We start from the raw sequence: 25,115 nt of genomic DNA, 5'->3' as shown, positions 1-25,115 counted from the left end.
GAAGTCGCGGTGTTAACCTTCAAAAGCCCATCTCCGGGCATTTCTTACGATCACGGCAGACTTTTCTTTCAGCGGTAGCACACGCGGAAAGTGAGAAAGCGCCAGCCATTTCAAGGAGCCCTTCGCCATGCACGCCATCAGTTTTATCCAGGATCTGGCCGTGATCATGTTGGTGGCAGGGGTTGTCACCATTCTGTTCCATCGCCTCAAGCAGCCGGTGGTGCTGGGCTACATCGTCGCCGGCTTCATTATTGGCCCGCACACGCCGCCGTTCGGCCTGATTCACGATGAAGATACGATCAAGACCCTGGCAGAACTGGGGGTGATCTTCCTGATGTTCTGCCTGGGCCTGGAGTTCAGCCTGCGCAAGCTGTTCAAGGTAGGCGCCACGGCGTTTATCGCGGCGTTCCTGGAAATCATCCTGATGATCTGGATCGGCTACGAAATCGGCCAATGGTTTGACTGGAACACCATGGACTCGTTGTTTCTCGGCGCGATCCTGGCGATTTCCTCGACCACCATCATCGTCAAGGCGCTCAATGACCTGAAGATGAAGAATCAGCGGTTCGCCCAGCTGATATTCGGCGTGCTGATCGTCGAGGACATCCTGGGCATCGGCATCATTGCTTTGCTGTCGAGCATCGCCGTCAGTGGCACGGTCAGCTCCGGCGAGGTGTTTTCCACCGTGGGCAAGCTGTCGTTGTTCATGATTGTTGCGCTGGTGATTGGCATTCTGCTGGTGCCCCGCCTGCTGGCTTACGTCGCCAGGTTCGAAAGCAACGAGATGCTGCTGATCACCGTGTTGGGCCTGTGTTTCGGCTTCTGCCTGCTGGTGGTCAAGCTCGAATACAGCATGGTGCTGGGGGCCTTCCTGATCGGTGCGATTATGGCCGAGTCACGCCAACTGATTAAAATCGAGCGCCTGATCGAGCCGGTGCGCGACATGTTCAGTGCGATTTTCTTCGTGGCCATTGGGTTGATGATCGACCCGCAGATCTTGCTGCAGTACGCCTGGCCGATTGCGGTGATCACTGTGGCGGTGGTGTTGGGCAAGATGCTGTCGTGCGGGCTGGGCGCGTTTATCGCTGGCAACGATGGTCGCACCTCGCTGCGGGTGGGCATGGGGCTGTCACAGATCGGCGAGTTCTCTTTCATCATCGCGGCGCTGGGGATGACCCTGCAAGTGACCAGCGACTTTCTCTACCCGGTGGCGGTGGCGGTTTCGGCGATCACCACCTTGCTCACGCCTTACCTGATCCGCGGTGCCGACCCGCTGTCGTTGAAAATTGCCGCCGTGATGCCCCAGCGCATGAGCCGGGTATTCGGGATGTATGGCGAATGGCTGCGCAGTATTCAGCCTCAAGGCGAAGGCGCCATGCTGGCGTCGATGATCCGTAAGATCGTGCTGCAAGTAGGAGTGAACCTGGCGCTGGTGATCGCGATCTTCTTCGCAGGAAGCTTTTTTGCGGCGCGCATCGGTGGGTATCTGGAAGGCTGGATCAGCGATCAAAGCTGGCAGAAGGCATTGATCTGGGGCGGGGCGTTGCTCTTGTCGCTGCCGTTCCTGATTGCGGCGTATCGCAAGCTCAAGGCGTTGTCGATGTTGCTGGCCGAGATGAGCGTGAAGCCGGAAATGGCGGGCCGGCATACCCAGCGGGTGCGGCGGGTGATTGCAGAGTTGATCCCCATCCTGTCACTGCTGGTGATCTTCCTGCTGTTGGCAGCCTTGTCGGCCAGTATTCTGCCGACCAACAAGTTGCTGGTGCTGATCGCGGTAGTCACGGCGGCGGTGGCGGCGGTGCTCTGGCGCTGGTTCATCCGCGTGCATACGCGGATGCAGGTGGCCTTGCTGGAGACGCTGGATAACCACAAGGATACGCCGGAGCACTAGCGGGGTTTGGGAATCAGCTCTCCAGCCAGACGTCCCGTGCCCAGTGCCACACCGACTCCCAGGTCTCTTCCTGGACCAGTTCTTCCTCGGCGGACCACAGCACCACGGTGCCGTCTTCCTCGACGCAGTAGTAATCGTCGCCATCCTGGCAGATCGGGATCATGCTGCGATCAACCCCGGCATCCCAGGCGTTGGCGGCAACATCCGGCAGATAGGTGTGGGATTGCGGGTCGGTGACGGTCACCGGCTCAAGGCTGCCGTAGACCACGTCGCTGACGGTCAGCAGGAATTCGCGGAACACAAACGGGATGTCGATGAACAGTTGTTCCTCGATTTCCACCAGTTGGTCTTCGTCAGGCAGCTCCAAAGGAACCGGGACCGGTTCGTTGGCTTCACGCAGTTGTTCGATGATTTCTTCCACGGCCGGGATCCTCTTGCTAGTAGGCGCGGTTTATAGGGGCGTTTTATACAGTAGCTCGCTATAAGTGCAACCGTGAAATAGAAAACCCCGGACATGTCCGTAATGCTGTTCACTTAAGCGGAGCAGCATTGCGATCCACTGGAAATCGGGTTTTTGAGATCTTCACCGTCCTCGGCCTTGCAGGTCTGGGGCGGTGATCCAGAAACAAGCTGCCGATACCCTTCCTTAGTTCGGCCAAGCGTCTGCCTGTGGCTGATACCGGATTGGCTGCCGCCATCACGATCAACTGCACGGCGATATACTGGCAAACGGGCTTAAAGCGTATGTCCGACGGAGCTCGACCAAACGCTACCGCTGCTTGACCGGCCTCCCGGCGAATCACGTTGTAAGCGAGTAAAAGCCCCCAGACCTCCTGATAGACCAAGTCGATTTTTTTACTGCGCAAGGTCACGGCATTCTGCTGCATAGAGCTTTTGATATCCCTAAAGCCCAATTCGATTTCCCAGCGTTCCTGATAAAGTTTGGCAACGACCTTGGTGCTGTAGGTGTTGGCTGGTAACGACGTCATGACAGTTTTTAATCTGCCTTGGATTTCATAGCTGACTTCGCGGGCTTCCCAGTGGGTGCCAAGAGCCGGATTTCTCTTTCTGGCTTGCGGTGAGACCTTCATGCGCACCAAGCGGTCGTGCTCGCCGTAACGGATCACTTCTTCACAGACCATGCCTTTTTTGGCGGGAATCAACCAATGACGGTGGGTTCCGGTGTTACTCAGGCTCAACAGCATTTCTGCGCCCCAAAATCCTTTATCGAATAGCGTCACGGAGTGGTCGGGGACTTGCTGCAAAAACTCGTCGGCCAAGCGCATTTCACTGCGCCGGTAAGGCCCTAATTGTGCATCCAGGATTAAGTGCGAACGCACGTTCATCAGCGCTACCAAGCGCATCATGGGGAAGGGAGTCTGACGATCACTGGGCGTATTTCCTGACCCGAAATGATCTCGAAGCTCGGGTGTGTCCGGCGTGCGCAAGAGCGCACCGTCCACCGCGAAGACCTGCAAACCGTGCCAGTCGTCCTCGTCGTAGCGCTCCAAGCCCCATTGAGTGCCGGTTTTACGGAATAACCACTCAACGGGATCGGCCCCTAGTCGCTTGCGGGCTTCAGTGACGCCGCTTCGGGCCAACAAGTGGTCGGAGGCGAGGCCTTGAGCGCAAATGTTCAACCGTCTAGCGACCTCATGGACAGGCTCATCACGAAACAACGCCATGCCAAGCACCAACCAAAGCACCTGATCGGCGGGCAAGCGACGCCGACGAATAGTGGCCTGACTGGATAGATCCAGCGCAGACGCAACCCATTCAATGGGGATGTTCTGGGTGAAAGTGCTTAGGTCGCAGAAGTTGAAAAGGTCGCCGAGGTCGAGCAGGTCCTGTTGAACAGACATAAAAAAATCCGATGCCAGAGGTCTGGCATCGGATTTTCTAGGAAGCCCCGCTTTAGCTCAAATGCTTAAGTGAACAGCATTACGGACATGTCCGGGGTTTTTGTTACCGCGTGCTCAAACGAGCAGGTATCAGCCGTTCTGGCGGATACCGGCGACCAGCCATGGCTGGTTGTCGCCCTGGGCGCGTTCCATGTTCCAGCTTTCGCTGAAAACTTCGCCCTGGTCGAAACGCGAGGTCTTCGACACACCGCTGAAGGTCAGGGTGGCGATGGTCTTGTCGGCGCGATCATCCACGCCTTCCAGTTGTACGCGCAGGTCGTCGATATAAGTCGACTGGAAGGCGTCACCCAGGTCGGCGCGTTCGCGCTTGAGGAACTCGAGCAGTTGCGGGGTCACGAACTCGGAGATCTTGTCCATTTCGTTGGCGTCCCAGTGCTGCTGCAGGGACTGGAAGTGGCTGCGGGCCGCTTCGACGAAACGCTCTTCGTTGAACCAGGCCGGTGCGTTGATCACCGGACGGGCGGCGGCAGGCGCTGCCGAACCACCGAAGATCGAACCCATGGCCGGTTTTTGCTCGAACACTTCACGCTGCATCGGCGCGCCGGCCGGAGCCAGGTGCTCCTGCTGCTTGCGGCGACGGGCGGCGATAAAGCGGAAGATCACAAAGGCGATAACGGCCAGGATCAGGATGTCGAAGATCTGCATGCCCTGGAAGCCGCCGCCCATGAACATGGAAGCGAGCAGGCCACCGGCGGCGATGCCGGCCAATGGGCCCAACCAGCGCGAAGCACCGCCGGCCTTGGCAGCAGCGCCCGCAGCACCGGCCGCGCCTGCGGTAGCCGCAGCACCGCCGGCACCGGCGGATGGAGCCATCTGGCTGGTCTGGTGGGTCGGTGCCGAGCCCATGCTTTTGCCGCCACCGAAGCGTTTGGCGTTGGCGTCGAGGCTCATCGTCAAGCCGATGCACAACGCCATGGCGATGCTAAGAAAACGTTTCATAAAGGGAATTCCCATTTGTGGATTGCACGCGCGCCATGTTGCACAGGTGTCGTGACAGTGGCTAGCGACATAATGTTTCGGGCTTTTACGTAGGACCGATTCAGAATGGTCTGTAGGACTTATTACAGATATTGGCCCGCGCTCATCTAAAACAAGGGCGAGCCAAGCATCTTCATGTTACGCAGTGTTTCATAGGCGGGCTTGTTGTGGCGAGGGAGCTTGCTCCCGCTAGGCTGCGCAGCAGCCCTGAAAAACGGGCGCGCTGCGCACGCCAGCGGGAGCAAGCTCCCTCGCCACAAACGATCGGCTTCAGACCGCCTCAAGCTTCGCATAGCCCATCATCAGCCACTTGCTGCCCTCGGCGAAGTTGACCTGCACCCGCGCCTGGGCGCCAGCGCCTTCGAAATTGAGGATCACGCCCTCGCCGAAGATCGCATGCCGGACCTGCTGGCCCAGGCTGAACGGGGTTTCCGGGATCTCGGAGCCGGCAAACATAGTGCTGGAGTTCTGCTGCTGGCCGCCGCCGAACGGGCGACTGACGCTGTTGGACAGACGCACTTCCTGGATCAGCCCCTTCGGCACTTCACGTACGAAGCGCGACACCTTGTTGTAGGTCTCGCTACCGTACAGGCGTCGGGTCTCGGCATAGGTCATCACCAGGTTCTGCATGGCCCGGGTAATGCCCACGTAAGCCAGGCGGCGTTCTTCCTCAAGGCGGCCGGGCTCTTCCAGGCTCATCTTGTGGGGGAACAGGCCTTCTTCCATGCCCACCAGGAACACATACGGGAATTCCAGGCCCTTGGCACTGTGCAAGGTCATCAGCTGAATGCTGTCTTCATGCTCGTCGGCCTGGGTATCGCCAGCTTCCAGCGATGCGTGACCAAGGAAAGCGGCGAGCGGGGTCAGCTCTTCATCGTCCTCGGTGTTTTCGAAGGCGCGGGCTGCGCTGACCAGTTCCTCGAGGTTTTCTACCCGGGCCTGGCCTTTCTCGCCTTTCTCCGCCTCGTGGTAGGCGATCAGCCCGGACTGTTCGATCACGGTCTGGGTCATCAAATGCAGGGGCATTTCCGCGCATTTGGCCGCGAGGTTCTCGATCAGCTCGACAAACACGCCCAATGCGCCGGCTGCGCGGCCTGTCAGGCCTTTATTGGCGATGAGCAGGCGCATGGCCTCCCACATCGACACATCGGCATGGCGGGCGTGTTCGCGAATGGCCTCGACGGTTTTTTCACCGATACCACGGGCCGGGATATTGATCACCCGCTCCAGCGCCGCATCGTTGCCGCGACCTTCCAGCAGGCGCAGGTAGGCCATGGCGTTCTTGATTTCCGCGCGCTCGAAGAAACGCTGGCCGCCATAGATGCGATAGGGGATGCGCTCGCGCAACAAGGCTTCTTCCAACACCCGCGATTGGGCGTTGGAGCGGTAGAGAATAGCGATGTCGCTGCGCGCCAGGCCGGTTTTCAACGCGCTTTCGATGGTTTCCACCACATAGCGCGCTTCATCGTGCTCATTGAACGCGGCGTACAGGTTGATCGCTTCGCCTTCGCCGCCGTCGGTCCACAGCTCTTTGCCCAGGCGCCCGGTGTTGTTGGCGATCAAGGCGTTGGCGGCCTTCAGGATTCCGGCGGTGGAGCGGTAGTTCTGCTCGAGGCGGATAGTCACCGCGTCCGGGAAGTCTTCGGAATACTGGTAGATGTTCTCGATTTTCGCGCCGCGCCAGCCGTAGATCGACTGGTCGTCATCGCCCACCACCATCAGGCTTTCGCCACCCTTGGCCAGCAGGCGCAACCAGGCGTATTGCACGGCGTTGGTGTCTTGGAACTCGTCCACCAGAACATGCCGGAAGCGCTTCTGGTAGTGGGCCAGCAAGCCGGGGTTGTCGCGCCACAGGTCGAGGGCACGCAACAGCAGTTCGGAGAAGTCGATCACGCCGGCGCGTAAGCAGGCCGCCTCGTAGGCTTCATAGATGCTGCGCATGGTCGCCAGGAACAAGTCACCGCTGGCCTGGATATGTTGCGGGCGCAGGCCTTCGTCTTTCTGGCCGTTGATAAACCACTGGGCCTGGCGTGCCGGCCAACGCTGTTCATCGAGGCCCAGCTCGCGGATTACCCGCTTGACCAGGCGTTGCTGGTCGTCACTGTCGAGGATCTGGAACGTCTGGCTCAGCCCCGCTTCCTGCCAATGCGCCCGCAACAGGCGGTGCGCCAGGCCATGGAAGGTGCCCACCCACATACCGGCCGGGCTGATGCCCATCAACTGCTCGATGCGATGGCGCATCTCGGCAGCCGCCTTGTTGGTGAACGTCACCGACAGGATGGAATGGGGAGAAGCGTTCTCGACCTGGATCAACCAGGCGATACGGTGCACCAGCACTCGGGTTTTACCGGAGCCAGCACCGGCCAGGACCAACTGACGGCCAACGGGGGCCGCTACGGCCTGGCGTTGGGCATCGTTGAGGGAGTTCAGCAAAAGGGAGAGATCATCGCGCATCGGCGCATTCTAGGGTGCCGGGGGGAGAGGGGCAAATCCCAATGCCGGGTGGTCGACACAAAACCACCTGCGCGCAAACATTCTGCGGACGCGGATGACCGGTTAGTCATGCGCCACAACCCGCGTGCCGTCTCGTTCAAGCTGTCTGGGACAACGTTTTGCGCTCAACCGGCGAGAGGTTTTTATGACCTGGAGCGGTTTGGTCCGAGCGCTTGCTTGTGTATGCTCCGACGACGTTTCGGGCTCACCATTATAAGAACACTGCCTATGACCTTTGACACTGACCTGTTCGGCCCCTCGGCGGCGCCTGCGCAGGTTATCCGCAAACACTACGCCACCGAGATCGCGGTCGAGCGTACACGCCTGCTGTATCAGGGCTCGCTGCTGCCGACCCTGTTGATGCTGGTCAACGGTTTGGTCTGCGCCTGGCTTTTGTGGGACCCCAAGCACTACCTGCTCGACAGCGTCTGGCTGGTCTGGTTGCTGGCCCTGGTGGCGATGCGCGTCATCCAGGTGGCGGCGTTTGATTCGGCGATGCCCAGCCGGCAGGCCCAGCCCGTCTGGCGCCGCATGTTCATGCTCGGTTCAGCGGTCAGCGGCCTGACCCTGTCGATCGCCGCCATCGCCCTGGTACCGACCGACAGCTTCATGCAACAGGCCTGGGTGTTCGGCCTGATCGGCGCGGCGACGTTGTCGGCCAGCGTGGCCTATGCCGTCAGCCTTTGGGCCTTTCTGTCCTTCGCCTTGCCGTGCCTGTTGCCGGTCATCGCCTATCTGTTCTGGAACGGCACCTCGCGGCAACAGGGTTGGGGCGTGCTCGGTCTGATCCTGTTGGCGTCATTAAGTGTGGTGGCGTGGCAGGTCAACCGCCTGATCCAGCGCGGGCTGCTGCGACGCTTCCAGAACCAGGCCCTGATCGAGCATTTGCAGCAGGCGCAGCAGCGCAGCGAGCAGTTGAACCAGGAACTGCTGCGCGAAGTCGAACAGCGCCGCGAGGTCGAACAGGAACTGCGTGAAGCCCAGGTTGGCCTGCAAGACCGTGTGGCGCTGCGCAGCCAGGAACTGGACGCCGCCAGCCTCGCCCTGAATCAAAGCGAGGCGCGCCTGGCCATGGCGCTGCAGGCCAGTGAACTGGGCCTGTGGGACTGGAACCTGCAAACCGATGAGGTGCACCACACCCAGCTCAAGGAACTGTTCGGCCTGGAACCCGAGTTTGTCACCGCGATGCTCAGCCATCTCAAGCCGCGCCTGCACCCAGACGACCTGCCGCTGCTCAAGCACGCATTGGTGGAGCATCTCAAGGGCCGCAGCGAGGACTATCAGGTGGAATACCGGATCCGCCACGGCGACGGGCACTGGGTGTGGATCGAGGACCGTGGGCGCGCGGTAGAGCGTTCGCCCAGTGGCCGGGTGATCCGCATGCTCGGCACGCGCCGTGACATCAGTGCCAGCAAGGCCGTGGAAGAACAGCAACGGCTCGCCTCGACGGTGTTCGAGGCCGCCAGCGAAGGCATCGTGATTCTCGACCCGAACTATGTGCTGCTCGCCGTCAACCAGGCGTTCAGCCGTGTCACCGGTTTTGACATCGACGACATGCTCGGTCGCAATGTCGTGGAGCTGCCCAGCAGTCGCGATGCCCGACGTCACTTCCCGGTGATCCGCCAGGCGCTGCTCAGCCACGGCACCTGGCAGGGCGAGTTAGTGGAAACACGCAAGAACGGCGAGCTGTACCCGCAGTGGCTGCAGCTGAGCGTGGTGCGCGATGTTCGCGGCAATGTCAGTCATATAGTGGGCTTCTTCGCCGATCTGTCCGCGCGGCGCGAGTCCGAGGAGCGCATGCGCTACCTCACCCATTACGACGAGTTGACCGGCCTGGCCAACCGTTCGCTGTTTCGCGAACGGCTGCGCGAAGCGCATCAACGCGTACGTCAGGGTGGGCGCAGCCTGGCGCTGCTGCACATCAACCTCGACCGTTTCAAGCTGCTCAATGACAGCCTTGGCCATGAAGTGGCCGACCAACTGTTGCAGAAAATGGCGCGGCGCTTGATCAACGCACTGCCGGAAGCCGACACCATTGCACGCCTGTCCGGTGATGAATTCGCTGTGCTGTTCGACGCCTATGGCAACCTGTCGAGCCTGGCGCGGGTGGCGACTCGGCTGCTGGCCAAGCTGCGCGTGCCGGTGACGGTGGAGGGGCATGAGCTGGTGGTCAGCGCCTCCATGGGCGTCAGCCTGCTGCCGGATAATGCGCGGGAAATTTCTGCGCTGGTCAGCCAATCGAATATGGCGATGCAGCATGCCAAGCACCTGGGCGGGAACAATTTCCAGTTCTACACCGACAGCCTGCAAGCCAGCACCCTGGAGCGCTTGCAACTGGAAAACCATCTGCGCAAGGCCATCGACGAGGGCCAGCTCACGGTGTTCTACCAACCCAAACTGTGCCTGGCCACCGGCAAGCTTAATGCGGTCGAGGCCCTGGTGCGCTGGGAACATCCGCAGTGGGGCCTGGTACCGCCGGGAGACTTCATCGGCCTGGCCGAAGAAACCGGCCTGATCGTGCCGTTGGGTGAGCTGGTGTTGCGCCAGGCGTGCTGGCAGGCCTGTGAGTGGCAACGCCAGGGGCTGGCGCCGATTCGGGTGTCGGTGAACCTGTCGGTGCATCAGTTGCGCCAGGGCAAGCTGGTCAGTCTGGTGCGCCAGGTGCTGGAGGAGACCGGGCTGGACCCGCAATACCTCGAGTTGGAATTGACCGAAAGCCAGCTGCTCGACAGTGTCGAGCACATCATCACCACCTTCCGGCAGCTGCGTGACCTGGGCGTGAAGCTGGCCATCGACGATTTCGGCACCGGCTATTCATCCCTCAGCTACCTCAAGCGCATTCCGGTGGACTACGTGAAGATCGACCAGACCTTTATCCGGGGTCTTGGCCAGGGCCGCGAGGATGCGGCCATTACCCGGGCGATCATTGCCATGGCCCATGGGTTGTCGCTCAAAGTGGTGGCCGAAGGCGTGGAGGACCAGCAGCAACTGGATTTTCTGCGAAGCGAGCAGTGCGACGAGGTGCAGGGTTATCTGATCAGCCGGCCGATGGACGCTGAGGGGCTGGCAGATTTGTTACGAAAAAATCCAGATTTTTCTTAACGGCTCGAGTGGCGTCCCTGTGGCTACAAAGCCTCTGCCCTTAGTTTCAGAGGGGAGCGGGGCGATTTAGTGCTGCATCAGGCGGGCAAAACGGCAATTCTTGTAGTATAACTACAAGCTTGCTACATCCCTGGCGTCTGCCAATAACAAGAGTCCTGCCCTTTGAACCTGTTGCAACATATCGCCCAGTCGCGCCACCTGTTACGCAAATCGGAACTCAAGGTTGCCGATCACGTGCTGCTTGACCCTGCGGCTGTGATGCACAGTTCCATGGCCGACCTGGCCCACAGCGTGGGTATCAGTGAGCCGACCATCGTGCGCTTCTGCCGCGCCATCGGTTGCTCCGGGTTCCAGGACTTGAAACTCAAGCTGGCGCAAAGCCTGGCCGCGGGCGCGAGCTTCGGCCAATTTGCGATCCATGAAGACGACTCGGTCGCCGATTACAGCCTGAAAATCTTCGACACCACCTTGCACACCCTGATGGAAGTGCGCGAGAAGCTCGACCCGGTGGAGCTGCAAAAGGCCGTGACCGCGATGTCTCAGGCCCAGCGCGTGGAGTTCTATGGCTTTGGTGCTTCCGGCGCGGTAGCGGCCGACGCCCAGCACAAATTTTTCCGCCTGCTGCTCACGGCGGCGGCCTACAGCGATCCGCACATGCAGGCAATGTCGGCGGTGACCTTGAAGCCCACCGACGTGGCTATCTGTATTTCCCAGTCCGGGCGCTCCAAAGACCTGCTCATCACCGCCAACCTGGTGCGTGAAAGCGGCGCTTCGCTGATCACCCTGTGCCCGAGCCAGACGCCGTTGGCGGAATTGTCCACGGTGAACCTGGCGATCGACGTACACGAAGACACCGAGATCTACACGCCGCTGACCTCACGCATTGCCCACCTGGTGGTGATCGACGTGTTGGCAATGGGCGTGGCCATGGCCCGCGGGCCGAGCCTGGTCAACCACCTCAAGAGCGTGAAGCGCAGTTTGCGCAGCTTGCGGTTGTCGCCCAAGTCGGTCAAAGCCCTCGACGACTAAGCCTGCACACAGCTCCAATGTGGGAGGGGGCTTGCCCCCGATAGCTATAGGCCAGTCAATAAATCTGGTGACTGACACTGCGCCATCGGGGGCAAGCCCCCTCCCACATTTCGAATCGCCGCATCCTCAGAATCTTCATCAGGCTGTCATAGCCCCGTCATCCCCCGCGCCCATCCTGTACTCCCCGTACTTGCATTGGGAGACTTGAAATGGCCCGGCCCTACGAAGACAGCAACAGCACCGTCAAGACCCGTCGTCAGCAGGAAGACCAGCGCCGCATGGCGTTCCGTCGCGCAATCGAAGACCGCTGCGACCAGCGCCAACTGCTCCAGAGCATCAGTGACTACCCGGAACTCCATTGGCAGGCACCCTTGGCTGCCCAGCGAAACGCTCAGCCAGCGCGCTGATCTGCACCCGTTCGCTGCGGATAAAGCCCAGGAACGCGTGGGCCACCGGTGACAGCCGCTTGGCTTTGGCCTGCACCAGGCACCAACTGCGGTACAGCGGCAGTTCTTCCACCGGCAGCTCCTTGAGCCCGCCGGTGACCAACTCCAGGTTCAGGGCGTGGCGCGTCAGCAGGGCCACGCCCAACCCTGCAGCCACGCACTCGCGTTGCGCCTCGGCCGAGGCCACTTCCACCGTCTGCGTGAAGTGCACGCGTTTTTCCTTGAAGTACTCTTCGCAGGCCAGCCGCGTGCCGGAACCCGGTTCTCGGATGAGCAGGGTGTAGGGTTCCAGATCCTGCAAGCGTAGCGGCCCTTGCAGGCTCAAGGGGTGATCCGGCAGCGCCACGGCGACAATCGGATTATTCAGGAATGGCAGGAATTCCAGGCCCATGTCCTGAGGCACCATGGACATGATCACCAGGTCGTCACGGTTGTCCGAAAGCCGGCGAATCACCTGGGCGCGATTGACCACGGTCAGGTGCAATTGCACCTCCGGGTGTTGACGCTTGAAGGCGGCGAACAAGTGCGGCACGAAGTACTTGGCGCTGGACTCCACCGCCAGCTTCAACTGGCCCTGCAGGGAGCCCTGCATGTCCGACAGTTGCATATCGAGATTTTCCAGGCGCCCGAAAATATCCCGGCTGGCCCGCTGCAAAGCTTCAGCGGCCTCGGTCATGTAGAGCTTTTTGCCGACATAATCGAACAGCGGCTGGCCAAGCAGCTCTTCGAGCTGGCGAATTTGCAGGCTGACGGCGGGTTGGGTGAGGGACATTTCCTCGGCTGCACGGCTGTAGGAACGCAGATCACACACTTCATTGAAAATCTGCAATTGACGCAATGTCATACGCATCAATGACTTACGCATTAAATGACTCCTCAATCCTCGGTCGTCCGGCCAACTATAAGTCTTTACTTATACACAGCCCAACAATTATTGATTTTTGTTAATCCTCAAGTGCGCATAGTGTGTGTCTCGCGACTGTCATGAAACATTTGGTCACGCGTCGACCCGCCTACAACGGGTCGAAGAACGCAGCAATCGGCTCAAGGGAATTTCCAAGTGATAAAAAAGATCCTGATCGCCAACCGTGGTGAAATTGCCGTACGAATCGTGCGTGCCTGCGCCGAGATGGGCATTCGCTCGGTTGCGGTTTATTCGGACGCCGACCGCCACGCGTTACACGTGAAGCGTGCCGACGAAGCCCACAGCATCGGCGCCGAGCCTTTGGCCGGCTACCTGAACCCGCGCAAGCTGGTGAACCTGGCCGTAGAGACCGGTTGCGATGCGCTGCATCCCGGTTACGGCTTCCTGTCGGAAAACGCCGAATTGGCGGACATCTGCGCCGAACGCGGCATCAAGTTCATCGGCCCTTCGGCGGAAGTGATTCGCCGCATGGGCGACAAGACCGAAGCGCGCCGCAGCATGATCAAGGCTGGCGTGCCGGTCACGCCGGGCACCGAAGGCAACGTCGCCGATATCCATGAAGCCCTCACCGAAGGCGACCGTATCGGTTACCCGGTGATGCTCAAGGCCACGTCCGGTGGTGGCGGGCGCGGTATCCGTCGTTGCAACAGCCGCGAAGAACTTGAACAAGCCTTCCCCCGGGTGATTTCCGAAGCCACCAAGGCCTTCGGTTCGGCGGAAGTGTTCCTGGAAAAATGCATCGTCAATCCCAAGCACATCGAAGCGCAGATCCTCGGTGACAGCTTTGGCAACGTCGTGCACCTGTTCGAGCGCGACTGCTCGATCCAGCGCCGCAACCAGAAACTCATCGAAATCGCTCCCAGCCCCCAGCTCACCCCTGAACAGCGCGCCTATATCGGCGATCTGTCGGTGCGTGCGGCCAAGGCCGTGGGCTACGAGAACGCCGGCACCGTGGAGTTCCTGCTCGCCGAGGGCGAGGTGTACTTCATGGAGATGAACACCCGGGTGCAGGTGGAACACACCATCACCGAAGAAATCACCGGGATCGACATCGTCCGCGAGCAGATCCGCATCGCCTCGGGCCTGCCGCTGTCGGTCAAGCAGGAAGACATCCAGCACCGTGGCTTCGCGTTGCAGTTTCGTATCAACGCCGAAGACCCGAAGAACAACTTCCTGCCAAGCTTCGGCAAGATCACCCGTTACTACGCCCCCGGCGGCCCCGGCGTGCGTACCGACACGGCGATCTACACCGGCTACACCATCCCGCCGTTCTATGACTCCATGTGCTTGAAACTGGTGGTGTGGGCGTTGACCTGGGAAGAAGCCATGGACCGCGGCCTGCGTGCCCTGGATGACATGCGCCTGCAAGGCGTGAAGACCACCGCCGCCTACTACCAGGAAATCCTGCGCAACCCGGAGTTCCGCAGCGGTCAGTTCAATACAAGCTTTGTGGAAAGCCACCCTGAGCTGACCAACTACTCGATCAAGCGCAAACCCGAAGAGCTGGCCCTGGCCATCGCCGCCGCCATCGCCGCCCACGCAGGCCTGTGAGGAACATTCCAATGTCTAAGAAAATCTTCGTAACCGACACCATCCTGCGCGACGCCCACCAATCGTTGCTGGCGACCCGCATGCGCACTGACGACATGCTGCCGATCTGCGACAAGCTCGACAAAGTCGGCTACTGGTCCCTGGAAGTCTGGGGCGGTGCGACCTTCGACGCCTGCGTGCGCTTCCTCAAAGAAGACCCTTGGGAGCGCCTGCGCCAACTGCGCGCCGCATTGCCCAACACGCGCCTGCAAATGTTGTTGCGCGGCCAGAACCTGCTGGGCTACCGCCACTACAGCGATGACGTGGTCCGCGCGTTCGTTGCCAAAGCCGCCGTTAATGGCATCGACGTGTTCCGCATCTTCGATGCGATGAACGACGTGCGTAACCTGCGAGTGGCCATCGAAGCGGTCAAAGCCGCCGGCAAGCACGCCCAGGGCACCATCGCCTACACCACCAGCCCGGTGCACACCGTCGAGGCGTTCGTGGCCCAGGCCAAGCAACTCGAATCCATGGGCTGCGACTCCATCGCGATCAAGGACATGGCCGGCCTGCTGACGCCCTACGCCACCGGCGAGCTGGTCAAGGCGCTGAAAGCCGAGCAGAACCTGCCGATTTTTATCCACTCCCACGACACCGCGGGTCTGGCCGCGATGTGCCAACTCAAGGCCATCGAAAACGGCGCCGACCACATCGACACCGCCATCTCCAGCTTCGCCTGGGGCACCAGCCACCCGGGCACCGAGTCGATGGTCGCCGCCCTCAAGGGCAGCGAATTCGACACCGGCCTGGACCTGGAACTGCTGCAGGAAATCGGCCTGTACTTCTATGCCGTGCGCAAGAAATACCACCAGTTCGAAAGCGAGTTCACCGCTGTCGACACCCGCGTGCAAGTCAACCAGGTGCCCGGTGGGATGATTTCCAACCTGGCCAACCAGTTGAAAGAGCAGGGCGCGCTGAACCGCATGAGCGAGGTGCTCGCCGAAATTCCCCGCGTGCGTGAAGACCTTGGCTTCCCGCCGCTGGTCACCCCAACCTCGCAGATCGTCGGCACCCAGGCGTTCTTCAACGTGCTGGCCGGCGAGCGCTACAAGACCATCACCAACGAAGTGAAGCTCTACCTGCAAGGCGGCTACGGCAAGGCGCCGGGCACTGTGAACGAAAAGCTGCGCCGTCAGGCCATCGGCAGCGAAGAGGTCATCGACGTACGTCCGGCCGATTTGCTCAAGCCGGAAATGACCAAGCTGCGCGGTGAAATCGGCGCGTTGGCCAAGTCCGAAGAAGACGTGCTGACCTACGCCATGTTCCCCGACATCGGTCGCAAATTCCTCGAAGAGCGCGGCGCCGGCACGCTGGCGCCGGAAGTGCTGCTGCCGATCCCAGAAGCCGGCGGCGTGGCCCGTGCCGGTGGCGAAGGCGTGCCGACCGAGTTTGTCATCGATGTGCACGGTGAAAGCTACCGCGTGGACATCACCGGTGTCGGGGTGAAAGCCGAAGGCAAGCGCCACTTCTACCTGTCCATCGACGGCATGCCCGAAGAAGTGGTGTTCGAACCGCTCAACGAGTTCGTCAGCAGTGGCGGCAGCAAGCGCAAGCATGCCACCGAGCCAGGCCATGTCAGCACCGCGATGCCAGGCAATATCGTCGACGTGCTGGTCAAGGAAGGCGACGTGGTCAAGGCCGGCCAGGCGGTGCTGATCACCGAGGCGATGAAGATGGAAACCGAAGTGCAGGCCTCCATCGCCGGTAAAGTCACCGCCGTGCATGTGGCCAAGGGCGACCGCGTGAACCCTGGCGAAATCCTGATTGAAATCGAAGGCTGATACCTAGCCTTCGACACTACCGCTTAAACCTCGGGGGGCATGTGCCCCCTTTTTTTTGCCTGCTGATCAGGCATTGGCGCCTTAGAACGCCATCGCCCACTGCCCCATCAATCCCTGGTTGCGACTCGTGCTGCCGAATTCGGCGGTGTAGGCCAGGCCCACGGTGTGTTCAGCCGACAGTGCCATGTCCATACCGGTACGCAGCGCCAGGCTGTTGCGGTCCAGAGCAGTGCCGCCGATGGTGAACTCGCTGTTGAAGTCCTCTCGTTTATTCCAGGAAAATGACTGGCGAACGCGACTGTTGACGTCGCCATACAGGTGTTTCCATTGGGTGCTCAGGTGCGGTTTGAGGGTCATCTGGTTGCCTATTGCAACGTCGTGGCTCAGGCGCAGACCGAAGGTGCTACTGAAGTTTTGCTGGGTTTGTGCACCCACGTCCAAAGCGCTATAGCCGCCTTTTTCCTGGAAGCGGTCGCGCTGATAACGTTGAAAACCTGCGTTGGCAAAGGGCTCGGCGTGCAAGCCGCCGATATCCAGTTGATAGCCCGCCTCTGCGAATACGTTTTGGCTCTGGGCGTTGTACTTGCCGGTGAGGTTCTGGCGATGGTCAATGAGGTCGAAATCGACCGTACGTTTGTTTTTTCCGGTATGGCTGCTGTAAAGCGCGCCCAGGCGCAACGCCAGTGGTCCGTCTTGACGCACGGCGTAAGCGCCCAGGTGCCAGCTGTCCAGATCACCCTTGAAACGCGTGGCGTTCAGTTCGCTGCCGGACTTGCCGGCCACCACGCCCAGCCGCCATGCGTGATCGATTGACCAGTCAGCACCCAGCAGCAGGCCTTGGCTGCGTTGCTTCAGACCGGCACTGCCGTGTTGGGCATCGAGCCTGCCGCTATTGCCCAAGCCTTGGAACCACACGCGTCCCGTCTCGCTGGTGTTGTTGTCCAGCAGACGTATTGCCGACAACAGGCTGTCGTTCAATTGTTTCATGCTGTTTTGGGTGGCGGTGCCCAAGTTGGCGTTCTGGCTGCCTGCCAATTGCTCAAGCACGGCACCTAGCCTGGCTGGCTCCAAAGTGCTGAGGTACTGGCCGTATTGCTCAAGATGGTCTTTTTCCCATTCGTGCAGTTCGTCCGACGCCAGCAGTGTCTCCACTGCGGAGTCCAGCACATGGGCGACGCTCAAGCCGTTGCGGCTGGTAGCCGTGTTGGCGAAGTAGAAGTCTTCAGGCGCTGGGAGGGCCGGTTCGAAATATTGTTTTCCACCGTTCACCGGAGCCGGCTCAAGCCATTCACTGTCTGGCTCGATGTCGCCGCGTGCCTGCGCCTGTTGAGTGCTGATCGCTGCGAACGCCAGGGTGATGGCCAGTGCGAGTTGTTTGTGTATGAGCGGCATGTAAACCCACCTCTTAATGTATGAGGCTGGGAATTTAGCGGGGTGCCGGGGGGATAAATGTCGGCCTGCGAGCCGATCGTTTGCGGGAGATGTCTCTCGTCTGGTGCGATTAAAAACAATGAGCGATAGGGCGGATCACGGTAGTTGCTTTGCTGCCCGTCATCCTCGCCTTACGTACCCTTTGCCATAGTGCCGCTCCATGCGCGCCTGGATCAGCTCCAGTCCGAGAGACATCACCCAATAGATGATTGCCGCCGTGGTGAGCATCTCGATATAGCGATAGCTTGAGCGCCCATAGGATTGTGCGAGGAACATCACTTCCCACACGCCCATCACCGAGATCAGCGACGAGTCCTTGAGCATCGAGATGAACTGGTTGGTGGCCGGCGGGACGATGGTGCGCATGGCCTGGGGCAGCGTAACGTGCCAGAAGATCGCGCTGTCGCGCATGCCCAGGGCCAGTGCCGCTTCCCGTTGGCCGTGGGGCACGCCGAGGATGCCGGCGCGGAAGATTTCGCTCAGGTAGGCGCCGTAGTTCAGCGACAGCGCAATGATCCCGGCGACGATCGCGCCCGGAACCAGGCCCAGTTGCGGCAGGCCGAGGTAGATCAGCAGGATCTGGATCAGCAGCGGCGTACCGCGAAAAAACGAGGCATAGAACGTGGCAACGCCGAAGGCCAGGGCGCTTTTCGACACGCGTCCCAGCGCAGTGACGAAACCCAGCACCGACGACGCCACGATCGAACACAGGCACAGAAACAGCGTCAGCGCCGCGCCTTGCAGGAAGCCGTTGGGCGCCAAGTGCACGCCAACCAGGTTGGGCAGCTTGTCGAGGATGATCGAGAACTTCAGGTCAAAGCTCAGGAAGAAACTGGCAAACAGGCAAAACAGCGCGGCCCAGGTCAGGTACAGCCGCGTGCGAAAGCCGAACAGCCGCCGCAGCCGCGACGTGGTTACCGGGGGTTGGGGCGGGGTCGGGAATGCGGTCATTGGCTGATGTCGGCGCCGATCCATTTTTGCGACAGCTTGCTCAAGGTGCCGTCCTGCTTGAGCTGGGCGAAGACCTCACGCACTTTGCTGTCCCACTGCGGGTCGCCTTTTTCGATGGCGACCGAGTTGGGCTCCGAGTAGAGCGGCTCGCCGGCCAGCTTGAAGCGCTTGTCGGCGGTCAAGCGTGGTTGGGCGGTCACCAGGTTGGTGAGGATCGCGTCCAGGCGCACGCCAGCGCCCAAGCCGAGGTCTTGGAAGGCCACGTTATCGGTGTCGTACGGCGCGATCTGCACGTCCTCGAACGGATACTGCAGTTGCGTGTCTTCGGCGCCTTCGATCACCAGGTTCTTGTTCAGATAGCTCTCGTAGCTCGATGCGCTGGTCAGGCCGACTTTCTTGCCGCTCAGGTCCTTGGCGCCGTGGATGCGGTCATCTTTGGCATTGACCACGATCACCGCAGGCGAGGCGTAGTACTCCACCGGGAAATCGAACACTTCGGCGCGCGCCTTGCTCGGGGTCATGGAGCAGATGCAGATGTCGTAGCGCCCGCTCCAGCGGCCGGCGGCGATCACGTCCCAGGACGGGGTTTCCAGGCGAAGCTTCACGCCCAGCTTCTGCGCCACGGCTTTGGCCACGTCGACGTCAAAGCCGTCGAGCTGGTTCTGCTCGTTGAGAAACGAAAACGGCGGGTAGCTTTCCATCAGCACGCCGACCAGTTCTTTCTTTTGCTCAATCCGATCCAGGGTCGTACCGCCGAAGGCCTGAGTGGCGGCAGCGAGCATTGTCAGGCCCAGGGCCAATAGCGGTTTAAGTTTCAAAGCGGACACCTGAAGAAAAAAGAGTTGTTATGAACCGGTTGGTGCGTATTAAATAGTTATAAGAACGACTCTCATAGTGAGTTATTTTCATAAGCATATGAGTAAAAGCTATATGGGCGCACAACCTACAGTAATTCTCGATGGCGGTATGGGCCGTGAGCTGCAGCGCCGTGGCGCGCCGTTCAGGCAGCCGGAGTGGTCGGCGCTGGCGTTGAGCGAAGCGCCTCAGGCGGTTGAGGCGGTGCACGCGGCGTATATCCAGAGCGGCGCCAACGTGATCACCAGCAACAGCTACGCCGTTGTGCCCTTTCATATTGGTGAGGCGCGGTTCGCCGCCGAAGGTCAGGCGCTGGCGGCCCTCGCTGGTGAACTGGCCCGCCGTGCGGTGCAGGCTTCAGGCCAGGCGGTGCGGGTGGCGGGTTCATTGCCGCCGCTGTTCGGTTCTTATCGGCCGGATTTGTTCGAGCCTGGGCGGGTGAACGAGCTGCTGACGCCTCTGGTCAACGGCCTGGCGCCCCATGTCGACCTGTGGCTGGCGGAAACCCAGAGTTCCATCGTCGAGGCGCGGGCGATCCAGGCCGGGCTGCCGAAAGACGGTAAACCGCTCTGGCTGTCATTTACCTTGAAGGACGAAGACACGGACGACGTGCCACGCCTGCGCTCAGGCGAACCGGTGGCGGACGCCGCCGAAGCGGCAGCGCAGTTGGGCGTGGAGGTGCTGCTGTTCAACTGCAGCCAGCCGGAAGTGATCGGCGCGGCGATTGACGCTGCCCGCCAGAGCTTCGAGCGCCTTGGCGTGGCGATCCAGCTTGGCGCCTATGCCAACGCGTTCCCGCCGCAACCCAAGGAGGCCACGGCCAACGATGGCCTCGACCCGCTGCGCGATGACCTCGACCCACCCGGCTATCTGCACTGGGCGGCCGATTGGCAGGCGCGCGGGGCCAGCCATCTTGGCGGTTGCTGTGGGATCGGGCCGGAGCATATTGCGGTGCTGGCCAAGCACTTTACCCCCAACAGTTAAGGCTTTTTTGTAGGAGCGAGGCGGGCGGCTAGCCCTTGCTCGCGAAGAACTCGGGGGCCTTCACGTTTATCCAGGATGAACGTGTTGCCTGGGCGTTTTTCGCGAGCAAGCTCGCTTCTACAGGGGCATTGGGGCAAACCCCTCGTTTCAATTTCTGCACTCGGCCAGTGTTTTCAGCTGCCCGGCGCTGGTCTGGTTAGCCTCCGACAGCCACTGTTCGAACCCCGCGTCAATCGCCGGCCATTCCGAATCCAGTATAGAAAACCATGCCGTATCGCGATTCTGGCCCTTGACCACCATGTGCTGGCGGAACACCCCTTCGAAACTGAAACCCAGGCGCTCGGCTGCGTATCGGGAGCGGGCGTTGCCGTTGTTGCATTTCCATTCCAGGCGACGGTAGCCCTGCTCGAACGCATACTTGGCCAGCAGATACACCGCCTCGGTGCTTTTCGGCGAGCGCTGCATCGGGGCGCCGAAGGTGACATGGCCGATTTCGATACGGCCTTGGGCCGGGACGATAGACATCAAACTCAGGATGCCCTGCACCTCATCGTTGGCGCGGTCGACCACACTGAAGAAATACGGGTCGGTGCTGGCCGCGTGGTTGTTCAACCACACATCGAACGCGGCGCGCTCGGCAAACGGGCCGTAAGGCAGATAGTCCCACAACTTGGGGTCGGCGCCGGGGCCTTCGAGGGCTTGCCACAGTTGATCGGCGTGGCGCGCGGGGTCGAGTTTGACCAGGCGGACAAAACGTCCTTCGAGCAGTTGAGCCGTGGGCGCCGGAACGCCTTTCCAGTCAGCGAGGGAGGTGGGCATGCTGCGCTCCTTAAAGGGCTTTGCGAAATTGAATTAAACCTGGGCGTTCAGCGATGCGCTCATAGAGCTGGATCGCCGTGGCGTTGGTCTCGTGGGTCAGCCAATGCACTTTGCCGCAGCCATCTGCCTTGGCCGTGGCATAGACGAACTCGATCAGTTTGCGACCGACGCCGGTGCCGCGTTGGGCCGAGTCCACGAGCAGGTCCTGCAGGTAGCAGGAGTTCTCGATGCTCCAGTTGGAGCGATGGTAGATGAAGTTGACCATGCCCACCGCCTTGCCGTCCTGCCAGGCCAGCGCCGAATGGGTCGGCTCGTCGGCGTCGACCAGGCGTTGCCAGGTACTTTGGCTGACTGCGTCCGGCAATTGCGTGTTGTAGAACGTCAAATACGCCTGCCATAGCGGCAACCAGGCGGTGTGGTCGGCGGCGCTGACCCGGCGGATCTTGATCGGGCTCATTCTGGAACTCCTTGGGGCATAAAGCGGGCGAGGGTCTGGTCGCGTACATCGACACTGGTGGCCAGGCCATCGCGTACGCCGGCGATGTCAGCCGCGCTGCGGTTTTGGCTGAGTTTGCGTTTGCCGATCAGGCGATCGATGGGCAGCGCGAAGCCGACGATGGCCTTGAGCATGCCGTCAATGTAGCCGGCCGGCGCGTCGCTGACTTTCCAGGGCTGGTCGCGAGCGCTTTCATGGCGATCGGTGAGCGCGCTGACCAGGCCAAGCAGGCGTTCGGCGTCGGTGAACACATCGGCCTTGCCGTAGGCGTGCACTGCCAGGTAATTCCAGGTCGGTACCACTTTGCCGTGCTCGGCCTTGGCCGGGTAGAACGCCGGGCTGATATAGGCCTCGGCGCCGGCGAAGATCACCAGGGCGTCGCTGCCGTTCTGCAAGTCCTGCCATTGCCGATTGGCCTTGGCCAGGTGCCCGTAGAGCGTGCCGCTGGGGCCTTCGTTGGGGTTGAGCAGCAGCGGCAGGTGGCTGGCTTGCAAGCCATGCTCCCCAAAGGTCACCACCTGCGCCAGGCGAGTGTGCTGGATCAGTTGGTGCAGTTCGGGCAAGTCATCAAGGGCGAAGGCGTTGGGTGTATACATGATTTTTTCCTTGGCGAATGCGTTCATCCTAGGCAGGCTAATGGTTCGATGTAAGAGCCATCTCGGGTCAATTTCATAGGTCCAATTGCCATGTTGCCGATAGAGCCGCCGCTGTCTTTCAACCCCGCCGGCATTGAGCTGGATCGGCGCCAGGGGCTGACACGTCAGTTGTACCAGGCGTTGCGTCAGCGTGTACTGGACGGGCGCCTGGTCAGCGGCACGCGGCTGCCCGCCAGCCGCGATTTGGCTGCTGCCCTGGCGATATCCCGCAACAGCGTAGTGCGCGCCTATGACCAGCTGTATGCCGAGGGGTTTATCGAGGCTCGGGTAGGTGATGGCACTTACGTTGCGCAGTTGCCGCACACCCCGGCCCGCGTCGCAAAATTATCCACAAAACCATCCACAGGCTTATCAACAGGCTTATCCCCAGGGTTATCCACAAATTCTCGCCGTTCAGCCGACATTTCCAGCCAAAAAGTTATCCACAGTTCGGCGCTGGAACGCCTCGACCGGCACCATTTGCCCCGTCCCCCCAGCGGCCCGCCACGCGCGTTTCGGGTGGGCGTGCCGGCGTTCGATCTGTTCCCGTTTGAAGTGTGGGCCAAGCTGAACGCGGCATTCTGGCGCCGACCCGACCTGCAACACCTCTGTTACGGCGACCCGGCCGGCGACTGGCGCCTGCGCGGGTTGATCGCCGCCTACCTGCGCAGCTCGCGGGGTTTGCAGTGTGGCGCTGAGCAAATTGTGATCACCAGTGGCGCGCAGCAGGCCATCAGCCTTTGTGCACAGCTGCTGGTGGAGCCGGGCGATGGCGTCGCTGTTGAAAATCCAGGCTATCGCGCCGCCGGGCATGCCTTCGCGATTGCGGGGGCACACTTGCATGGCGTAGCGGTGAATGCCGAGGGCATCGATTGTGCGGCGCTGTCGAGGCTGGAAGGTTGCCGCCTGGCGTATGTCACGCCGTCCCACCAGTACCCGACCGGGGTGGTGATGAGCCTGGCCCGGCGCCTGGAGCTGCTGGCGTGGGCCGAGCGCAGCGATGGCTGGATCGTCGAGGACGATTACGACGGCGAGTACCGCTACAGCGGCGCACCTTTGGCGCCCTTGGCTGCGTTGGATCGCAGCGGGCGCGTGCTGTACGTGGGCACGTTCGGCAAGGTGGCGTTTCCGGCCCTGCGCCTGGGTTACCTGGTGCTGCCCGCAGGCCTGGTGCAGGCCTTCGCCCAGCGCCGCGCGGTGGATGTGCGGCATTCGGAAATCAGCACCCAGGTAGTGATGGCCGAGTTCATGGCGGCCGGGCATTTCCAGCGGCATATCCGGCGCATGCGCCGCGCGGCATCGAGTCGCCGTGATGCGGTGCTGGCCGGTTGGCCGCAGGGTGTGGCCGGCCTTGGCGATTTACCGGCGATGACGGCGGGGCTGCACTTCATGGTCAAGGTCGAGAGCATCGAGCGCGAGCAGGCCTTGGTTGCCAGGGCTGAAGCGGCCGATGTCGAGGTCAATGCCCTGAGCCGCTACTGGTTGCCTGATTCCACCGGCCCGACGGACGCGCAGGCAGGGCTGGTGCTGGGCTTCGCCGCTGTGCCGCCTGCCGCGATCGCCCAAGCCTTGGCGCGTTTACGCCAGGCCTGGGCTGGCTGAACGCGGCCGCTCACCTTCCCAATTTGATCTGGCACTGATGAGCAGCGCATAACCGAGCAAGCCGTAAGACGAGACGTGCATGCGCCGCCCGGCCAGAGCGTGTAGGGGTGCTTATCTATGCGTCGGCGTCAGTCCAGTTCGCCACACAGGTTGACGGCCACCAACTGGCGAATGACATCCGCCGCCAGACCGGCGCCGACCAGCGCGTTGAGCTTGCCCAACGCGGTTTCCCGGGTCATGCCCGCGCCCGAAACAACGCCCGCGCTTCGCAGGCGGCTGCCCGCTTCGTACACGTCCAGTTCCACGCCGCCTTCATGGCATTGGGTGATTGCCACCACCACGATGCCGGCGTCCCGTGCCCGCTCGAGGCTGGCGAGAAACGCGGGATTGTCGCTCGGCCCGGTGCCGCTGCCGAAGCACTCGAGCACCAGGGCCTGGATGCCACTGCCGAGCAAACCATCAAGCTGCGCAGGCGTGATGCCCGGCACCAACGGCAGCACGCCGATGCAGGCCGCCGCCTTGTCCTGGCGATAATCCAGCTTGCCCGGCACCGATTCGGCACGGGCGACACCGCCCTGGCGTTGCAGGGTGGCGAACGGCTTGCGGCCGAAGCTGCGGATCTTCGCGCAACGGGTCGGCGCCAGCAGCTCACCATGGAAGTACAGCTGCACCCCCGGCGCCAGGCCTTCACCGAGTGCCGCAAGGGCGCCGCCCAGGTTTTCCCAGGCGTCGCTGTCCGGCACACCGGCCGGCAGCATCGAACCGGTAAACAGCACCGGTGCCGGCAAACCCAGCAGCTGGAAGCTCATCGCGGCAGCGCTGTAGGCCAGGGTGTCAGTGCCGTGCAGGATCAATACCGCATCGCAGCCGGCGTCGATCGCCTCGACCACCGCCACACGCAGGCGTTGCCAGTAAGCCGGGGTCATGTTGGCGCTGTCGATCAGCGGCGCCATTTCGCGAAAGCGCCACGTAGGCACGGTGAGTTGCGGTTGGCTGGCGAGGTAGTCGCTCATCCGCGCTTCAAACCCCGAAGCGGGTGCCAGGCCGTTGGCACTGGCCTGCATGCCAATGGTGCCGCCGGTATAGAGCACCATGACGTGCTGGGCGGGTTGGGTCATTTGATTCTCCTGAACGAAAAACGCCGCGAGGCCCAGAGCATGCCCAAGGCCTCGCGGCGTGTCATCT

General features: G+C 61.4%; 20 protein-coding genes. 8 read left to right on the top strand and 12 right to left on the bottom strand.

What is annotated here, in order from left to right; all coding sequences use genetic code 11:
- The first annotated feature begins 127 nt into the window (after positions 1-127).
- A complete protein-coding gene (locus tag C4J90_RS26535; protein ID WP_124415955.1) occupies positions 128-1,891 on the top strand; it encodes a cation:proton antiporter in 1,764 nt (587 codons plus the stop codon).
- Between the two features lie 13 nt (positions 1,892-1,904).
- Here C4J90_RS26535 and C4J90_RS26530 read toward each other — a convergent pair whose 3' ends face one another.
- The 4 genes from C4J90_RS26530 to uvrD form a co-directional block, all read right to left on the bottom strand.
- On the bottom strand, positions 1,905-2,312 hold the full coding sequence (locus C4J90_RS26530) for an SMI1/KNR4 family protein (RefSeq protein WP_078735291.1): 408 nt from the start codon (positions 2,310-2,312) through the stop codon (positions 1,905-1,907).
- A 109-nt stretch (positions 2,313-2,421) separates the two neighbouring features.
- Positions 2,422-3,753 carry an IS4 family transposase gene (locus tag C4J90_RS26525; protein WP_124361991.1) on the bottom strand — a complete coding sequence of 444 codons (1,332 nt, stop codon included), beginning with the start codon at positions 3,751-3,753 and terminating at the stop codon, positions 2,422-2,424.
- Between the two features lie 129 nt (positions 3,754-3,882).
- Positions 3,883-4,752, bottom strand: coding sequence for a Tim44 domain-containing protein (locus tag C4J90_RS26520; RefSeq protein ID WP_124365039.1), 870 nt, complete (start codon positions 4,750-4,752; stop codon positions 3,883-3,885).
- Between the two features lie 309 nt (positions 4,753-5,061).
- Positions 5,062-7,245, bottom strand: coding sequence for a DNA helicase II (gene uvrD / locus C4J90_RS26515; protein ID WP_124421149.1), 2,184 nt, complete (start codon positions 7,243-7,245; stop codon positions 5,062-5,064).
- Between the two features lie 267 nt (positions 7,246-7,512).
- On the opposite strand from uvrD, the gene C4J90_RS26510 reads away from it, so the two are divergent.
- The 3 genes from C4J90_RS26510 (at position 7,513) to C4J90_RS26500 (ending at position 11,822) form a co-directional block, all read left to right on the top strand.
- Positions 7,513-10,386 carry an EAL domain-containing protein gene (locus C4J90_RS26510; protein WP_124365037.1) on the top strand — a complete coding sequence of 958 codons (2,874 nt, stop codon included), beginning with the start codon at positions 7,513-7,515 and terminating at the stop codon, positions 10,384-10,386.
- 162 nt (positions 10,387-10,548) lie between these two features.
- A complete protein-coding gene (gene hexR / locus C4J90_RS26505) occupies positions 10,549-11,415 on the top strand; it encodes a transcriptional regulator HexR (protein ID WP_003177007.1) in 867 nt (288 codons plus the stop codon).
- A 209-nt stretch (positions 11,416-11,624) separates the two neighbouring features.
- Entirely contained in the window at positions 11,625-11,822 is a 198-nt protein-coding gene (locus C4J90_RS26500) for a PA3496 family putative envelope integrity protein (RefSeq protein WP_124365036.1), read from the top strand.
- Here the strand turns inward: C4J90_RS26500 and C4J90_RS26495 are convergent.
- Positions 11,752-12,726, bottom strand: coding sequence for a LysR family transcriptional regulator (locus tag C4J90_RS26495; protein WP_124421148.1), 975 nt, complete (start codon positions 12,724-12,726; stop codon positions 11,752-11,754). The two genes, C4J90_RS26500 and C4J90_RS26495, sit on opposite strands and share 71 nt — an antisense overlap.
- 195 nt (positions 12,727-12,921) lie before the next feature.
- Between C4J90_RS26495 and C4J90_RS26490 the strand changes: the two genes are divergently transcribed.
- On the top strand, positions 12,922-14,337 hold the full coding sequence (locus C4J90_RS26490) for an acetyl-CoA carboxylase biotin carboxylase subunit (RefSeq protein WP_003195732.1): 1,416 nt from the start codon (positions 12,922-12,924) through the stop codon (positions 14,335-14,337).
- Positions 14,338-14,348: 11 nt separating this feature from the next.
- Complete coding sequence (oadA, locus tag C4J90_RS26485) at positions 14,349-16,157, top strand: sodium-extruding oxaloacetate decarboxylase subunit alpha (RefSeq protein WP_124421147.1); 1,809 nt, start codon at positions 14,349-14,351, stop codon at positions 16,155-16,157.
- Between the two features lie 81 nt (positions 16,158-16,238).
- Here the strand turns inward: oadA and C4J90_RS26480 are convergent, their stop codons facing one another.
- From C4J90_RS26480 to C4J90_RS26470, 3 genes are all read right to left on the bottom strand, one after another.
- Positions 16,239-17,549, bottom strand: coding sequence for an autotransporter domain-containing protein (locus C4J90_RS26480; protein ID WP_124421146.1), 1,311 nt, complete (start codon positions 17,547-17,549; stop codon positions 16,239-16,241).
- 159 nt (positions 17,550-17,708) lie between these two features.
- Positions 17,709-18,539 (bottom strand): amino acid ABC transporter permease, encoded by an 831-nt coding sequence (locus tag C4J90_RS26475; protein WP_124365032.1) that lies wholly within the window; start codon positions 18,537-18,539, stop codon positions 17,709-17,711.
- Positions 18,536-19,357, bottom strand: coding sequence for an ABC transporter substrate-binding protein (locus C4J90_RS26470; RefSeq protein ID WP_124365031.1), 822 nt, complete (start codon positions 19,355-19,357; stop codon positions 18,536-18,538). Before C4J90_RS26470 ends, C4J90_RS26475 begins: the two co-directional genes overlap by 4 nt.
- 112 nt (positions 19,358-19,469) lie before the next feature.
- Here C4J90_RS26470 and C4J90_RS26465 point away from each other — a divergent pair, with 112 nt between their 5' ends.
- Positions 19,470-20,378, top strand: a complete 909-nt coding sequence (locus tag C4J90_RS26465; RefSeq protein ID WP_124415946.1) for a homocysteine S-methyltransferase family protein — start codon at positions 19,470-19,472, stop codon at positions 20,376-20,378.
- Positions 20,379-20,525: 147 nt separating this feature from the next.
- Here the strand turns inward: C4J90_RS26465 and C4J90_RS26460 are convergent, their stop codons facing one another.
- The 3 genes from C4J90_RS26460 to C4J90_RS26450 are packed head-to-tail and all read right to left on the bottom strand — an operon-like array spanning position 20,526 to position 22,289.
- Positions 20,526-21,197, bottom strand: coding sequence for a GNAT family N-acetyltransferase (locus C4J90_RS26460; protein ID WP_124421145.1), 672 nt, complete (start codon positions 21,195-21,197; stop codon positions 20,526-20,528).
- A 10-nt stretch (positions 21,198-21,207) separates the two neighbouring features.
- Positions 21,208-21,654 (bottom strand): GNAT family N-acetyltransferase, encoded by a 447-nt coding sequence (locus tag C4J90_RS26455; protein ID WP_124421144.1) that lies wholly within the window; start codon positions 21,652-21,654, stop codon positions 21,208-21,210.
- Positions 21,651-22,289, bottom strand: a complete 639-nt coding sequence (locus tag C4J90_RS26450; RefSeq protein WP_124421143.1) for an FMN-binding negative transcriptional regulator — start codon at positions 22,287-22,289, stop codon at positions 21,651-21,653. The genes C4J90_RS26455 and C4J90_RS26450 overlap by 4 nt, the downstream gene beginning before the upstream one ends.
- 90 nt (positions 22,290-22,379) lie before the next feature.
- Here C4J90_RS26450 and C4J90_RS26445 point away from each other — a divergent pair, with 90 nt between their 5' ends.
- Positions 22,380-23,930, top strand: coding sequence for a PLP-dependent aminotransferase family protein (locus C4J90_RS26445; protein WP_124421142.1), 1,551 nt, complete (start codon positions 22,380-22,382; stop codon positions 23,928-23,930).
- Positions 23,931-24,058: 128 nt separating this feature from the next.
- Here C4J90_RS26445 and C4J90_RS26440 read toward each other — a convergent pair whose 3' ends face one another.
- On the bottom strand, positions 24,059-25,048 hold the full coding sequence (locus C4J90_RS26440) for an asparaginase (RefSeq protein WP_256658902.1): 990 nt from the start codon (positions 25,046-25,048) through the stop codon (positions 24,059-24,061).
- Positions 25,049-25,115: the final 67 nt, after the last annotated feature.

The organism is Pseudomonas sp. R2-60-08W, assembly GCF_003852335.1.
GTDB lineage: Bacteria > Pseudomonadota > Gammaproteobacteria > Pseudomonadales > Pseudomonadaceae > Aquipseudomonas.
This window is presented reverse-complemented; position numbering and strand designations above follow the sequence as displayed.